This window comes from Catenuloplanes sp. NPDC051500 (genome assembly GCF_044454585.1).
Lineage (GTDB): Bacteria > Actinomycetota > Actinomycetes > Mycobacteriales > Micromonosporaceae > Catenuloplanes.
Map to the genome: position 1 here is coordinate 240,804 of NZ_JBITDX010000003.1, position 15,349 is coordinate 256,152.

The 15,349-nt window shown below is 68.6% G+C and carries 12 protein-coding genes; all 12 read left to right on the forward strand.

Annotation, left to right across the window (positions count from 1 at the left end):
* Positions 1-81: 81 nt before the first annotated feature.
* The 12 genes from mqnC to nuoH all read left to right on the forward strand — a co-directional run bounded on the left by mqnC (position 82) and on the right by nuoH (position 15,349).
* A complete protein-coding gene (gene mqnC, locus ACIA8K_RS07695; RefSeq protein WP_396056114.1) occupies positions 82-1,272 on the forward strand; it encodes a cyclic dehypoxanthinyl futalosine synthase in 1,191 nt (396 codons plus the stop codon).
* Positions 1,273-2,007: 735 nt separating this feature from the next.
* A complete protein-coding gene (locus tag ACIA8K_RS07700) occupies positions 2,008-3,090 on the forward strand; it encodes an LPXTG cell wall anchor domain-containing protein (protein ID WP_396056117.1) in 1,083 nt (360 codons plus the stop codon).
* 348 nt (positions 3,091-3,438) lie between these two features.
* Positions 3,439-4,131: a demethylmenaquinone methyltransferase gene (locus ACIA8K_RS07705; RefSeq protein WP_396056119.1), complete on the forward strand. Its 693-nt coding sequence runs from the start codon at positions 3,439-3,441 to the stop codon at positions 4,129-4,131.
* A gap of 402 nt (positions 4,132-4,533) precedes the next feature.
* Positions 4,534-5,832: a geranylgeranyl reductase family protein gene (locus ACIA8K_RS07710; RefSeq protein WP_396056121.1), complete on the forward strand. Its 1,299-nt coding sequence runs from the start codon at positions 4,534-4,536 to the stop codon at positions 5,830-5,832.
* 112 nt (positions 5,833-5,944) lie between these two features.
* Positions 5,945-6,310 (forward strand): NADH-quinone oxidoreductase subunit A, encoded by a 366-nt coding sequence (locus tag ACIA8K_RS07715; protein ID WP_396056123.1) that lies wholly within the window; start codon positions 5,945-5,947, stop codon positions 6,308-6,310.
* Between the two features lie 82 nt (positions 6,311-6,392).
* Positions 6,393-7,064, forward strand: a complete 672-nt coding sequence (locus tag ACIA8K_RS07720; RefSeq protein WP_396056125.1) for a NuoB/complex I 20 kDa subunit family protein — start codon at positions 6,393-6,395, stop codon at positions 7,062-7,064.
* Entirely contained in the window at positions 7,061-7,765 is a 705-nt protein-coding gene (locus ACIA8K_RS07725; protein WP_396056127.1) for an NADH-quinone oxidoreductase subunit C, read from the forward strand. The genes ACIA8K_RS07720 and ACIA8K_RS07725 overlap by 4 nt, the downstream gene beginning before the upstream one ends.
* Positions 7,762-9,084 carry an NADH-quinone oxidoreductase subunit D gene (locus tag ACIA8K_RS07730; RefSeq protein ID WP_396056129.1) on the forward strand — a complete coding sequence of 441 codons (1,323 nt, stop codon included), beginning with the start codon at positions 7,762-7,764 and terminating at the stop codon, positions 9,082-9,084. Before ACIA8K_RS07725 ends, ACIA8K_RS07730 begins: the two co-directional genes overlap by 4 nt.
* Positions 9,085-10,092, forward strand: coding sequence for an NADH-quinone oxidoreductase subunit NuoE (nuoE, locus tag ACIA8K_RS07735; RefSeq protein WP_396056131.1), 1,008 nt, complete (start codon positions 9,085-9,087; stop codon positions 10,090-10,092).
* A gap of 25 nt (positions 10,093-10,117) precedes the next feature.
* Positions 10,118-11,434 (forward strand): NADH-quinone oxidoreductase subunit NuoF, encoded by a 1,317-nt coding sequence (gene nuoF, locus ACIA8K_RS07740; protein ID WP_396056134.1) that lies wholly within the window; start codon positions 10,118-10,120, stop codon positions 11,432-11,434.
* A gap of 100 nt (positions 11,435-11,534) precedes the next feature.
* Positions 11,535-14,018, forward strand: a complete 2,484-nt coding sequence (locus tag ACIA8K_RS07745; protein WP_396056136.1) for an NADH-quinone oxidoreductase subunit G — start codon at positions 11,535-11,537, stop codon at positions 14,016-14,018.
* Positions 14,018-15,349 carry an NADH-quinone oxidoreductase subunit NuoH gene (gene nuoH / locus ACIA8K_RS07750; protein ID WP_396056138.1) on the forward strand — a complete coding sequence of 444 codons (1,332 nt, stop codon included), beginning with the start codon at positions 14,018-14,020 and terminating at the stop codon, positions 15,347-15,349. Before ACIA8K_RS07745 ends, nuoH begins: the two co-directional genes overlap by 1 nt.

The window sequence follows — 15,349 nt, forward strand, 5'->3', positions numbered from 1 at the left end:
CTCTGCGCGGACCGTCCGACGATACCGGCATCGTGACCTGGGACGCGGCAGGCCGTGACCCGATGGACGTACGCTCGGGGGGTGACGGTGAACAGGGAGATCGACGACATCCTGCAGCGTGGCGCGGACGGCGGGCGGATCACGCCCGAGGAGGCGCTGCTCATCTACACCGATGCCCCGCTGCACGAGCTGGGCGAGGCCGCCGATGCGGTGCGCCGGCGGCGGTACCCGGACGGCATCGTCACCTACCTGATCGACCGCAACATCAACTACACGAACGTCTGTGTGACCGCGTGCAAGTTCTGCGCGTTCTACCGCGCGCCGAAGCACAAGGAGGGCTGGTCGCACCCGATGGAGGAGATCCTCCGCCGGTGCGCCGAGGCCGTCGACCTGGGCGCGACCCAGGTGATGCTGCAGGGCGGTCACCACCCGGACTACGGCACCGCCTACTACGAGGAACTGTTCTCCTCGGTCAAGGGCGCCTACCCGCAGTTGGTCATCCACTCGATCGGCCCGTCCGAGATCCTGCACATGGCGAAGGTCGACGGCATCTCGATCGAGGACGCCATCCTCCGGATCAAGGCGGCCGGGCTGGACTCGATCGCCGGCGCCGGCGCGGAGATGCTGCCGGAGCGGCCGCGGAAGGCGATCGCGCCGCTCAAGGAGTCCGGCGCACGCTGGCTCGAGGTGATGGAGACCGCGCACCGGCACGGCATCGAGTCGACCGCGACGATGATGATGGGCACCGGCGAGACGCACGCGGAGCGCGTCGAGCACATCGCGATGATCCGCGACGTGCAGGACCGGACCGGCGGCTTCCGCGCGTTCATCCCGTGGACCTACCAGCCGGAGAACAACCATCTGAAGGGCCGTACCCAGGCCACCACGCTGGAATATCTCCGGTTCGTGGCGATGTCGCGGATCTTCTTCCACAACGTGGACCACCTGCAGGCGTCCTGGCTGACCACGGGCAAGGAGGTCGGCCAGCTGTCGCTGCACATGGGCGTGGACGACCTCGGCTCGATCATGCTTGAGGAGAACGTGATCTCCTCCGCCGGCGCGAAGCACAGGTCGAACCTGCACGACCTGATCGCGATGATCAGGTCGGCCGGCCGCATCCCGGCGCAGCGCGACACGCTCTACCGCCACCTGGCCGTGCACCACACGCCCGCGGACGACCCGACCGACGACCGCGTCACGTCGCACTTCTCGTCGATCGCGATTCCCGGTGGTGGCGTGGGCCGGTCGCTGCCGCTTGTCGAGGCGCACTGAGCCGTTCCGCTCTGCAGCGCGGTCCCCGGCGTCGGGGGCCGCGCTTTTCTCTGTGCCGGTCTGCCGTTCGGCCCATTCCGCAATCGTCCTTCTGGTGAGGGGCGCGCTATTCAGATGGGGCAAAGGATCGCTTAAGACCGTTTTAAGACGGCGTGATCCGGACACGGGAGTCGATGCCGCTCTCACGGCCGGGATTGCGGCTTGATTCGCGCGATGACGGGGTTGCGCGCATTGGTTAGCGTGCGGGGGTCATATCCGTCCTTGTCCGCTCTTGATGGCGTTGTGTGATTGCTCTGCGTAACGACTCGTGGTAACTGCCGGTCACTACCGGGTTTTAGCAAGGCTTATGCGGTGTGACAGTCCACATTGTTGAGTGTTCACGCTTCTTCGTGTTCCGGTGCGCTTGCCGTGCTTCTTCGGTGGTGCAGCGCGCTTTTGTCGACGTGAATGCATGGAGTGACTGCCCGAACGCTTAGCGCGCATATTTGGGAGCGCTTCTACGCGCGGCCGATCCCCCGTTCGGTCGATGTTTATGCTGCTTTCCGGAGAATTTTTGTCGACCACAGGCGGGCCAAAGGTCCACTTAAGCCCGTTTTAACTCTTCACAAATCCGGACATATGATGACCTGCGAGGAATGGCTCACAGCGGACTGTCCGATTTGTGCAGTAGACGGATTGATACGTCTTCGTTAACGTCCCAGCGTCCCGACCGTCCTCGTACCGAGGAGCCACATAATGCCGTTCCGCACGCGGAACTTCGCCCGTCTCTGTGCCGCCACTGCGCTGGCTGCGGGCGCCACCGGCTTCTTCGCCGCCCCGGCCTTTGCCGCCGCTCCGGCCGCCGATTTCAGCATCGTCACCGCCGACATCACCGGTGCAAACGGAGCGCCGCTGCCCCCGGGTAGTGACGCCGTGGTCAACACCACAATCGCCAATGCCAGCTCCGTCGTCATCACGGGCTTCGAGCTCAGCGTGACGCTTCCGGACGGCGTCACCTTCAAGGGCGCCGCGGCTGACAAGTACACGTCCTGTGAGTACGTGGGTCAGACCGTCACCTGCGAGCTGGCCGGCGACTGGAACCTGGTTCCGGTCGGCCAGGAGGTTCCCGCGGAGAAGATCTACTCCAAGTGGGACGTCCCGTTCCAGGTGACCATCGCCGAGGGCGTCAAGGGCCCGAAGCTTGAGGGTGGCAAGTCCACCGGCAAGATCACCAGCGCGGCCGTGTTCGAGACCGGCGCGGAGGCCGAGATCAAGGCCGACGCGGCCGAGTTCGTGCCGGCGGCCTTCAACGGCACCGACTCCGACATCACGCTGGCGTCGTTCAAGCAGACCCCCAACCACGGGCGCGGCAACGGTCGCGACCGCTGGCGTCAGCAGGGCAACGGCGGCGGCTGCGGCCACCCGCACAACCCGCCGCACTCCGAGTCGCCGAAGCCGTCGCCGTCCGCCTCGCAGTCGAAGAGCCCGTCGCCGTCGCCGTCCGTCTCGCAGTCGCAGAGCCCGTCGCCGTCTCCCTCCGCCTCGCAGTCGCAGAGCCCGTCGCCGTCGCCGTCGACCACCACGCCCACGACGCCGCCCACCACCCCGCCCACCACGCCGCCGGTCGTGCACAGCGATGACTTCGTCGCACTTGTGGCGCTGCCGGGTGGCAACGGTGGCGGCGGCGAGGAGCCCCCGCTGCCGAACACCGGTGTCAAGGTCGGCGTCATCGGTGGCCTCGGTGCCGCGGTCCTCGTGGCCGGTGCCGCGATGTTCATGATGGCCCGCCGTCGTCGGGTCGTCACGGTTGCTCCGGGTGACGGCAACTCGTCGCTCTGACGTAGCGCTCGGTGGCCTTGAGTCACCGCTAAAGCACCACCACAACGCCGCGGGCCGAGAGGCTCGCGGCGTTGTCGCATTCCGGATCGTCGTATTCCGGCGAGGTGTCGCAAGTGGGCGTATTGCGACGCTATCCGGGTCGATTGTCGCGTGAGCGTCATGATTTCGCGGTCCCGCCGAGTCCGCATCGTTACCGGCAGGCCCGAGGATGATGATCCGACCCGCCAATAGGCGTTGATATAGAGATTCAGTGCCGCGGACCATGGTGCAAACCGGGTCCGCGGTTTTTTCATGTCCTGACGAAAGCCCGGCGGACGCGTGCGCCGGGCCTCTGGCAGAGTGGACGGCGTGAGCCGCGCAGACTTGGACAAACAGCCCCACGAGGTCGCGACGATGTTCGACGGCGTGGCGCGCAACTACGACCTGACGAACACTGTGCTCTCATTCGGCCAGGACCGTGGCTGGCGCCGGGCCACCCGGGCCGCACTGCAGCTCAAGCTCGGGCAGCGCGTTCTCGACGTCGGCGCCGGCACCGGCGTCTCCACGCTTGAGCTGGGCCGGTCCGGCGCGTTCGCGGTGGGTCTGGACCTCTCCCAGGGGATGCTCCGCGCCGGCCGCCGGGTGCGCCCGGACGTGCCGCTGCTGGCCGGCGACGCGCTGCGGCTGCCGTTCGGGGACGAGACGTTCGACGCGGTCACGATCTCCTTCGCGCTTCGCAACGTCGTGGACGTGGACGGCGCGCTGACCGAGCTGGCCCGGGTGGTCCGCCCCGGCGGGCGTCTGGTCGTCTGCGAGTTCAGCCACCCCACCAACGGCGCGTTCCGGGGCGTCTACATGTCGTACCTGATGCGCTCGCTGCCGGCCGTGGCCCGCTCGGTCTCCAGCAATCCGGACGCCTACGTCTACCTGGCCGAGTCGATCCGCGCCTGGCCGGATCAGGCCGGGCTGGCCACCCGCATCGCCGGCGCCGGCTGGTCCGAGGTCGCCTGGCGGAATCTCAGCGGTGGCATCGTCGCGCTGCACCGGGCCGTCAAGCCCTGAGTCGTCACCGCGAGCCGGGCTCCCGCGGGGTGCGTCCGGCAGTGGCCGTGGTGTGGTTCTGGACCGGTCGCCGACGGGACTCGATGCCCGCGGGAGCGTGCGGGTCGCGACCACCGCGAGAGCGGGAAGAGGAGCTTCCAGGTCGTGCTCTTCGGGGTTGAGTTTGATCATGAGAAGCCGGGTTGCGGCGGCGTCAAGCAGGTGATCTCGGCGCGCAGCGGTGAGACAAAAGCCGCATAGCACCCGAAGACCGCCCTGAAAGAGTGGATTTGTCACTCCTGAGAGTGATCTATCTAGAACTCTTTAACGAATCGGAAACAATAAGGGTGGCCTAAGACACACAAAGATCAGAAGCGGGCCTACACTGCTCTCGCACATGCTTGTGAAGTTCTTCACTAGCACATGCGAGGAGGTGTGGCCGTGACGCACGTTGAGGCTGACCAGGCCGACGTGATCGTGGTGGGCGCGGGCCCAGGAGGCTCCGCGACCGCATATCACCTTGCCAGTCACGGGGTCCGGGTCCTGCTGCTCGAGAAGACCGAGTTCCCGCGGGAGAAGGTCTGCGGCGACGGGCTGACCCCGCGCGCGGTCAAGCAGCTGATCAAGATGGGCGTCGACACGTCCGAAGAGGCCGGTTGGCTGCGGAACAAGGGCCTGCGGGTGATCGGCGGCGGCGTCCGGCTGGAGTTGGACTGGCCGGAGCTCGCCAGCTTCCCCAACTACGGTGTGACCCGCACCCGGCTCGACTTCGACCAGATGCTCGCACGGCGGGCGGCCGACGCCGGCGCCATCGTCCGGAACAGCATCAACGTCACCGGCCCGGTGCTCGACGACGACGGCCGGGTGATCGGCGTCACTGCGGAGTCCGGTCCCGGCAAGGAGCCGGTCGAGTTCCGGGCGCCGCTTGTGGTCGCCGCGGACGGCGTCTCCGGCCGGCTGCCGCTCGCGCTCGGCATCGCGAAGCGCGACGACCGGCCGATGGGCGTCGCGGTCCGGCGCTACTACACGTCGCCGGTCAAGCACGACGACGACTACCTGGAGTCCTGGCTGGAGCTTCGCTCCAGGGAGAACCCCGACAAGCTCCTCCCGGGGTACGGGTGGATCTTCGGCATGGGTGACGGCCGGGTCAACGTGGGCCTTGGCGTGCTCAACTCCTCCGCCGGCTACGGCAAGACCAACTACCGGCACATGCTGCTGGACTGGCTTTCCACCACGCCCGGCGAGTGGGGCACCAACGACGAGGCGAATGCGGACGGCCCGATCCTCGGTGCCGCGCTGCCGATGGGCTTCAACCGGGTGCCGCACTACACGCGGGGCACGCTGCTGGTCGGCGACTCGGGCGGCATGGTGAACCCGTTCAACGGTGAGGGCATCGCCTACGCCATGGAGTCCGGCGAGCTGGCTGCGGAGGTCATCGCACAGGCGCTGGCCCGTGCGGAGGGCCCGGAGCGGGAGCGCGCGCTGCGCGCCTACCCGGCGGAGCTGAAGACGCGGTACGGCGGCTACTACCGGCTCGGCGGCGTCTTCGTGAAGATGATCGGCCGCCCCGAGATCATGAAGATCGCCACCCGGTACGGCATGCCTCAGCCGCTGCTCATGCGGTTCGTCCTCAAGCTGCTCGCCAACCTCACCGACCCCCGTGGCGGCGACGCCATGGACAGGGTCATCAATGCGATGACAAAGGTCGCGCCCGCGGTCTGACCACCCCCGGTAGCGACGCGGTTTCGAGCCGCTAATAGTGTCAGTGTCACAGAGATCACAAAGGTAATACCAGGAAACATCCCCCCACCCCCGTCCGGACCCAGGAGACGACATGTCGTTCTCGCCGTACGTACCCATCGTCGCCTTGTTCGTCCTCGGCGCGCTCTTCGCGTTGTTCTCCGTCTCGATCGCGCCGATCGTCGGGCCGAAGCGGTACAACCGGGCCAAGCTCGACGCCTACGAGTGCGGCATCGAACCGACGCCGCAGCCGGTCGGGGGTGGGCGTTTCCCGATCAAGTTCTATCTGACCGCGATGCTCTTCATCGTCTTCGACATCGAGACGATCTTCCTCTACCCGTGGGCCGTGTCCTTCGATGCGCTCGGCCTGTTCGGGCTGGTGGAGATGGTCCTGTTCATCGGCACCGTCTTCATCGCGTACGCCTACGTCTGGCGGCGCGGCGGCCTGAACTGGGACTAGCTCCCGGCTTGTTGCACAACCCCCGCGGTGCACAACCCCCGCACAACCCGCACCTGAAACGGATTGGGAAGGAGGGCCGGGCATGGGTATCGAGGAGAAGCTGCCGAGCGGCATTCTGCTGACCAGTGTGGAGAAGCTGTCCAACTGGGCACGGAAGTCGTCGTTCTGGGGCGCTACCTTCGGCCTGGCATGCTGCGCCATCGAGATGATGGCGGCCGGCGGACCCCACTATGACCTGGGCAGATGGGGCATGGAGGTGTTCCGTGCCTCGCCCCGGCAGGCCGACCTGATGATCGTGGCGGGCCGGGTGAGCCAGAAGATGGCACCTGTCGTCCGGCAGATCTACGACCAGATGCCCGAGCCGCGCTCGGTCATCTCGATGGGCGTCTGCGCCTCGTCCGGCGGCATGTTCAACAACTACGCGATCGTTCAGGGCGTCGACCACATCATCCCGGTCGACGTCTACCTGCCGGGCTGCCCGCCGCGGCCGGAGATGCTTATCGACGCGATCCTCAAGATGCGCGAGAAGGTCATGATCGCGCCGCTCGGGCCGAACGGGCGGAAGATGCTCGACCAGCGCAAGGCCGACGGCAAGATGCCGCTTGTCGCCGCGGGTGCGATGCCCTCGTCCTACCGGGCCGACCCGGCCCGCCGCGCGCAGTGGGAGCAGGCCGTGCGTGAGGGCCGCGAGGAGCAGCTCCGCATCGAGAATTGGATGAACGCGCAGAACCACCTGCGGGGCGGTGCGTCATGACCGACGTGACCCCGACCCCGGCCGGCGCGACCACAGGTGCTCCGGCGGACTACCCGCCGTCCACCCGGGCGGGCCGGGGACTCTTCGGCGTCGCCGGCACCGGTGACACCTCCGGCTTCGGTGGCCTGGTGCGCCAGCGGCCGCCGGTCGTCACGCCGCCGCGGCCGTTCGGCGGGTACCTGGACGAGGTGTACGACGCGCTTCAGGAGGCGTACCCCCAGTTCGGCGACGCCATCGAGAAGGTTGTGGTGTTCCGCGACGAGCTGACGCTGCACATCGCGCCGGAGCGGATCGCCGAGGTGTGCCGCGTGATGCGGGACGACCCGGCGCTGCGCTTCGAGCTGTGCTCCTCGGTGTCCGGGGTGGACTACCTCGGCTCGGACGAGCGGCGGCTGCACGTGACGTACCAGCTGACGTCGTTGACCTTCCGCCGCCGGGTGCGGCTCGAGGTGGCGGTCACGCCTGATGCGCCCGAGGTGCCGAGCGTGACCGCGGTCTACCCGACCGCCGACTGGCAGGAGCGGGAGACGTACGACATGTTCGGCGTGATCTTTGCCGGCCACCCCAACCTGACCCGGATCCTGATGCCGGACGACTGGGAGGGCCACCCGCAACGCAAGGACTACCCGCTCGGCGGTGTCCCGGTGGAGTACAAGGGCGCCGTGATCCCGCCGCCGGACGCGCGGAGGACCTACCAATGACGCAGTCGTATGCAAGCGAGCGCGAGACCACCGAGGGCAAGGTCTTCACCGTCACCGGTGGGGACTGGGACCAGGTCGTCTCCGGCATCGATCCGCTCACCGACGAGCGGATCGTTGTCAACATGGGGCCGCAGCACCCGTCCACCCACGGCGTGCTTCGCCTGGTGCTGGAACTCGAGGGTGAGACGGTCACCGAGGCGCGGCCGGTCATCGGCTATCTGCACACCGGCATCGAGAAGAGCATCGAGTACCGGAACTGGGTGCAGGGCTCGACGTTCGTGACCCGCATGGACTACCTGGCGCCGATGCACAACGAGCTCGGGTACGCGCTTGCGGTGGAGAAGCTGCTCGGCATCGAGGAGCAGATCACCGAGCGCGCCACCACGATCCGCGTGCTGATGACTGAGCTGAACCGGATCAGTTCGCACCTGGTCTGGCTGGCCACCACCGGCATGGAGCTGGGCGCGATCTCGATGATGCTCTACGGCTTCCGCGAGCGTGAGTACATCCTGGACATCTTCGAGGAGGCCTCCGGGCTGCGGATGAACCACGCGTACATCCGGCCGGGCGGGCTCGCGCAGGACATCCCGAACTCCGTGGTCACCAAGACGCGCGATTTCCTGAAGTACCTGCCGAAGAAGCTCAAAGAGTACGAGGACATGCTCAGCGGCCAGCCGATCTGGCACGAGCGGACCAAAGGCGTCGCGGTGCTTGACGTGACCGGGTGCATGGCGCTCGGCATCACCGGCCCGGTGCTGCGCGCGGCCGGTCTCGGCTGGGACCTGCGGAAGACCATGCCGTACTGCGGGCTGGAGACGTACGAGTTCGACGTGCCGACCGCGACAACTGCCGACGTGTGGGGCCGCTACCAGGTCCGGCTCGCCGAGATCCGCGAGTCGATGAAGATCGTCGAGCAGGCGCTGGACCGGCTGCGGCCCGGCCCGGTGGTGATCGCGGACAAGAAGATCGCCTGGCCCGCGCAGCTCGCGATCGGCGTGGACGGCATGGGCAACTCGCTCGAGCACGTCGCCAAGATCATGGGTCAGTCGATGGAGTCGCTGATCCACCACTTCAAGCTGGTCACCGAGGGCTTCCGGGTCCCGGCCGGCCAGGTCTACGTGTCGATCGAGGGGCCCCGCGGCGAGCTCGGCGTGCACGCGGTCTCCGACGGAGGCACCCGTCCCTACCGGGTGCACTACCGGGAGCCGAGCTTCGTCAACCTCCAGGCCATTCCCGCGATGGCCGAGGGTGCGCTGCTGGCCGACGTCATCGCCGGCGGCGCCTCGCTGGATCCGGTTATGGGTGGATGTGATCGCTAGATGACGACGACGGTCTTCACGGAAACGGTCTACGAGCGGGCGCGGGCGATTCTGGCCCGCTACCCCGAGGGACGCGAGCGGTCGGCGCTGCTCCCGCTGCTGCACCTGGTGCAGAGCGAGGAGGGCTATGTCAGCCCGGCCGGTGTGTCGTTCTGCGCCGAGGTGCTCGGCATCAACAAGGCGCAGGTCGGCGCGGTCGCCACGTTCTACACGATGTACAAGCGCCGGCCGACCGGCGACTGGCTGGTAAGCGTCTGCACGAACACCATGTGCAACGTGCTCGGCGGCCAGGAGGTCTACGACACGCTCGCCGAGACGCTCGGTGTCGGGCACGACGAGACCACGGCCGACGGAAAGATCACGCTCGAGCACGCGGAATGCCTCGCGGCCTGCGATTACGGCCCCGTGCTGACAGTCAACTACGACTTCTTCGACAACGTCACGCCGGACTCGGCGGTCGAGGTGGTCGAGGCGCTCCGGGCCGGCAACCCGCCGACGCCCAGCCGGGCGCCACGGCTTTGCACGCTCAAGGAGATGGCGGTGCAGCTGGCCGGCTTCTCCGACCCGCGCGAGGGTGCGGTGGGCGAGGGAGTCGCCGGCGCGCCCACGCTGCGCGGCGTCACGCTCGCGCAGGAGCACGGCATCTCGGTGCCGGGCTTCAACCTGGACACGCCGATCCCCCGCAAGGACGCGGACGGTGCGGCCAAGCCGGCTTCGGCGCCGGCCAAGGTTGCGACGGCGGTGAAGGCCGCGCCCGGCAAGCTCGTGGACGCGGTCAAGGACAAGGTCGGCGCCGTTACCAGTCGCGGCCCGAGTGACAGCTCCGGCGGCGACGTCAAGGACCCCGAGGTCCGCGCCGCCGAAGCCCGTAACCCGGACGCGAAGACCCCCGCGCCCGACTCGACCGGCCGGCAGGCTCCGGGGCAGACCGGAGACGCGGCCGGGGACGGGAAGCCCGCCGGGGACGACCCGGGTCCGCAGCAGCAGAACCTGAAGGACGCCCAATGAGCTTTTCGGACTCTCGGGAGGAACGGTGACCTCTCCTCGGCGTGAAGTGCTGGAGAAGCTGACTCCGGTGCTTACCAAGCGCTGGCTTTCGCCGGACGCCTGGGACCTCGACGTCTATGAGCGGCTGGACGGCTATGCGGCCCTACGCAAGGCGCTCGCCGTACACCCAGATGATCTTATCCAATTGATCAAGGACTCCGGGCTTCGGGGCCGCGGTGGCGCGGGCTTCCCGACCGGCCTGAAGTGGGGTTTCATCCCGCAGGGCGACGGCAAGCCGCACTACCTGGTGATCAACGCCGATGAGGGCGAGCCCGGTACCTGCAAGGACCTGCCGCTGATGACGCACGACCCGCACTCGCTGATCGAGGGCGCGATCATCGCGTCCTACGCGATCCGCGCGGAGCGTGCCTACATCTACATCAGGGGTGAGGCGGTGCACGCCGCGCGCCGCCTGCGGAACGCGGTCGACCAGGCCTACGCCAAGGGCTACCTGGGCCGGAACATCCTCGGCTCCGGGCTCAACCTCGACCTGGTGATCCACAGCGGTGCGGGCGCCTACATCTGTGGCGAGGAGACCGCGCTGCTCGACTCGCTGGAGGGGTTCCGCGGCCAGCCCCGGCTCCGGCCGCCGTTCCCGGCCACGCACGGGCTGTATGCCAGCCCGACAGTGGTGAACAACGTCGGGACGATCTCAAGCGTGCCGTACATCGTGCTGGGCGGTGCGGCCTGGTGGAAGAGCATGGGCACGGAGAAGTCGGCCGGCCCGATGATCTACTCGCTCTCCGGCCGGGTGGTGAACCCGGGCCAGTACGAGTGCGGGCTCGGCATCACACTGCGCGAGCTGATCGAGCTGGCCGGCGGCATGCTGCCCGGCCACGAGCTGAAGTTCTGGACGCCCGGCGGCTCGTCGACGCCGCTGTTGTCCGCGGAGCACATCGACACCCCGATGGACTTCGAGGGCGTGGCCGCGGCCGGATCGATCCTCGGCACCACTGCCACCCAGATCTTCAGCGATCAGGACTGCCCGGTGTACGCGACGTACCGCTGGCTGGAGTTCTACCACCACGAGTCGTGCGGCAAGTGCACCCCGTGCCGCGAGGGCAACTACTGGATGGTCCGGGTGTTCCGCCGGATCCTGTCCGGCCAGGGCACCCACGCGGACCTCGACACGCTGCTGGACACCTGCGACAACGTGCTGGGCCGCTCGTTCTGCGGTCTCGGCGACGGTGCGACCAGCTCGGTGACGTCCTCGCTCCAGTACTTCAAGCAGGACTACCTGGACTACATCGAGGGCCGTAAGGCGCCTCGGCTCTCCGCGAAGCAGCTGGTGGGGGCGCATTAATGGGTGCGAGGAGTGCAGCGGAGCGAACGGTGCCGCAGCCGTTCGACGGGCCGGGACCGCGTAGCGGAGCCCCGCAGTCGCCCATCCAGGAGGCACAGCAATGACTGACGTACAGAAGAAGGCCGACACCGTCACGCTGACCATCGACGGGATCGAGGTGACCGCGCCGAAGGGTGCGCTGCTGATCCGGGTCGCGGAGCAGCTCGGCATCGCCATCCCGCGCTTCTGCGACCACCCGCTGCTCGCCCCGGCCGGCGCCTGCCGTCAGTGCCTGGTCGACGTGGAGGGTCAGCGCAAGCCGGTCGCCTCGTGCACCCAGACCGTCGCCGAGGGCATGGTCGTCAAGACCCAGCTCACCTCGCCGGTCGCGCAGAAGGCGCAGAGCGGCGTGATGGAGCTGCTGCTCATCAACCACCCGCTCGACTGCCCGATGTGTGACAAGGGCGGCGAGTGCCCGCTGCAGAACCAGGCCATGTCGACCGGCCGCACGGAGTCGCGGTTCGTCGAGGAGAAGCGCGAGTACCAGAAGCCGATCAACATCTCCAGCCAGGTGCTGCTGGACCGTGAGCGGTGCGTGCTCTGCCAGCGGTGCACGCGGTTCTCCGAGGAGATCGCGGGCGACAAGTTCATCGACCTGATGGACAGGTCGTCCGGGGAGCAGATCAACACGTACCGGGACGACTTCTTCGGCGGCACCAAGACCGGTGACGTCGCGTCCGAGGGCGACGTGCTGTTCAACTCCTACTTCTCCGGCAACACCGTGCAGATCTGCCCGGTCGGCGCGCTCACCGGCGCGCAGTACCGCTTCCGGGCCCGCCCGTTCGACCTGGTCTCCACGCCGAGCGTGTGCGAGCACTGCTCCGCCGGGTGTTCCCAGCGCACCGACTGGCGCCGCGGCAAGGTGATGCGGCGGCTGGCCGGCGACGACCCGCAGGTCAACGAGGAGTGGAACTGCGACAAGGGCCGGTGGGGCTTCCGGTACGCGACCGCGTCCGGCCGCCTCTCCACCCCGCTGATCCGGGAGAACGGAGAGCTGCGCGAGGCGTCCTGGAGCGAGGCGTTCTCGGTCGCGGCCGAAGGGCTGCGCAAGGCCCGGGACGGCGCGCACGGCATCGGCGTGCTGACCGGCGGGCGACTCACGGTGGAGGACGCGTACGCGTACGCGAAGTTCGCCCGGGTCGCGCTGAAGACGAACGACATCGACTTCCGGGCCCGGCCCGTCTCCGCGGAGGAGGCCGACTTCCTGGCCTCGAACGTGGTCGACCGGACGGACGTGACCTACGCGGACGTGGACACCGCGCCCGCCGTGGTCTTCGCCGGGCTGGACCCGGAGGAGGAGTGCCCGATCCTCTTCCTGCGGGTGCGCAAGGCGTTCACCAAGCGCCGGCTGCCGGTGCTGACAGTGGCGTCCTGGCTGAGCCGCGGCTTCCAGAAGCTGGACGCGGTGCTTGTCGGCACCGTGCCGGGCGACGAGGCGCGGCTGCTCAACGAGGACGCGTCGATCGCGTCCGCGCTGGCCCAGCCGGGTGCGATCCTGTTCGTCGGCGAGCGTCTGGCCACCGTGCCGGGCGCGCTGTCGGCGGCCGCGGCGCTCGCCTCCCGTACCGGCGCGAAGCTGGCCTGGGTTCCCCGGCGTGCCGGAGACCGGGGAGCGGTCGACGCCGGCTGCCTGCCGAACCTGCTGCCCGGCGGCCGCCCGGTCTCGGACGCGAGCGCCCGCGCGGAGCTCACCAACGCGTGGGGCCTGGAGCCCGGCGTGATCTCCTCGGCCCCCGGCCGGGACACCGACGGCATCATCGCGGCGGCTGCCACCGGGCGGATCGGCGCGCTTGTCGTTGCCGGTGTCGACCCGGCCGACCTGGCCGACCCCCGGCAGGCCGAGGCCGCGCTTGACGCGGTGCCGTTCCTGGTCAGCCTGGAGCTGCGGGCCGGCCCGGTCACCCGCCGCGCGGACGTGGTCTTCCCGGTCGCGCCGGTGGTCGAGAAGGCCGGCTCGTTCGTGGACTGGGAGGGCCGGCTGCGCACGTTCGAGGCGGTGCTGCAGACGACCGCGATGTCCGATGCCAGGGTGCTCGACGCGCTCGCCGACCTGCTCGGCACCGCGCTCAACACCGGCGACGTCAACGGCGTCCGCCGCGAGCTGGGCAGCCTGCCGGCCACCCGGTCGACCCGCCCGTCGGCTCCGGCCGTGGCGGCGGCCGAGCCGGCCCGGCCCGGTGAGCACGAGGCCGTGCTCGCCACCTGGCACCACCTGATCGACCTGGGCTCGCTCACCGACGGGGACGAGCACCTCAACGGCACAGCCCGGCCGCCGGTGGTCCGGTTGTCCCGGGCCACCGCGGACGCGCTCGGCGTCGGCAACGGCGAGCCGGTCACGGTCGGTGCGGAGCGGGGCGCGGTCACGCTGCCCGCGCTGATCACCGACATCGCGGACGGCGTGGTCTGGTTGCCGACGAACTCGCCCGGTTCGACGGTACGGCGCTCGCTCGGCACGGCCGGGTCGATCGTCCGGCTGTCCGTGGGCGCGTCACCGAACGGGTCCGGTCCACTGCTGGCCCAGCGCACGGCGGGAGGTGAGTCGTAATGGACCCCACCCTTGCGACCTTCGAGAACGACATCTGGTGGATCCAGCTGATCAAGGTGCTGGGCGTCTTCGTCCTGCTCCTGCTGCTGACGCTGTTCACAATCAACTACGAGCGCAAGGTCGTCGCCCGGATGGCGGTGCGGCCCGGCCCGAACCAGGTCGGGCCGAAGGGCTGGCTGCAGAGCCTCACGGACGGTTTGAAGCTGCCGTTCAAGGAGGAGATCATCCCGCGTACGGCGGACAAGGTGATCTACTTCATCGCCCCGGTCATCTCCGCGACCTGCGCGTTCACCGCGTTCGCGGTCATCCCGTTCGGCCCGGTGGTGTCGATCTTCGGGCAGCACACCGCGTTGCAGGTAACCGACGTGCCGGTCTCGGTGCTCGTGGTGCTGGCCTGCTCGTCGCTCGGCATCTACGGCGTGGTGCTGGCCGGCTGGGCGTCCGGGTCGACGTACCCGCTGCTCGGCGGCCTGCGGTCGAGCGCCCAGATGATCTCCTACGAGGTCGCCATGGGCCTGTCGATCGTGGCGGTCTTCATGATGTCCGGCTCGATGTCGACGTCGGAGATCGTGGCGGCGCAGGGGAGCGGCCGCGAGGTCTCACTCTTCGGCCTCGACTTCACCGCCCCCGGCTGGTACGCGATTCTGCTCGCCCCGAGCTTCATCATCTACGCGATCTCCGCGGTCGGTGAGACGAACCGGGCGCCGTTCGACCTGCCCGAGGCGGAGTCCGAGCTGGTCGGCGGCTTCCACACGGAGTACTCGTCGTTCAAGTTCGCGCTGTTCTTCCTGGCCGAGTACATCAACATGATCACCGTCTCGGCGCTCTGCACCACGCTCTTCCTGGGCGGTTGGCACGCGACCTGGCCGATCACGCTCTGGTCCGGGGCGAACACCGGCTGGTGGCCGATGCTCTGGTTCCTGGCCAAGGTGCTGCTCTGCCTGTTCGTCTTCATCTGGCTGCGGGCCACGCTCCCCCGGATGCGCTACGACCAGTTCATGCGGTTCGGCTGGAAGGTCCTGATCCCGGTCAACCTGGTGTGGATCCTGCTGCTCGCCACCGTGCGCGTGCTGCAGACCTCCGACCTGGAGGCGCAGACCCGGTTCACGCTGATCGGCGCGGCCGTGCTGGTGATCGTGCTGATCGCGGTGCTGTGGCCGTCCGGGAAGAAGGCCGCGGCGCCGAGCCTGGCCGACCTGGTCGCGGCCCGTCCGCAGGGCAGCTTCCCGCTTCCCCCGCTCGATCTGCAGGTGCCCCCGAGCCCGCGCGCCGCGCGCCAGGTAGCCGAGCGGCAGCCGGCAGACGTCTCTTCAGACAGAAGTGAGGTGTGA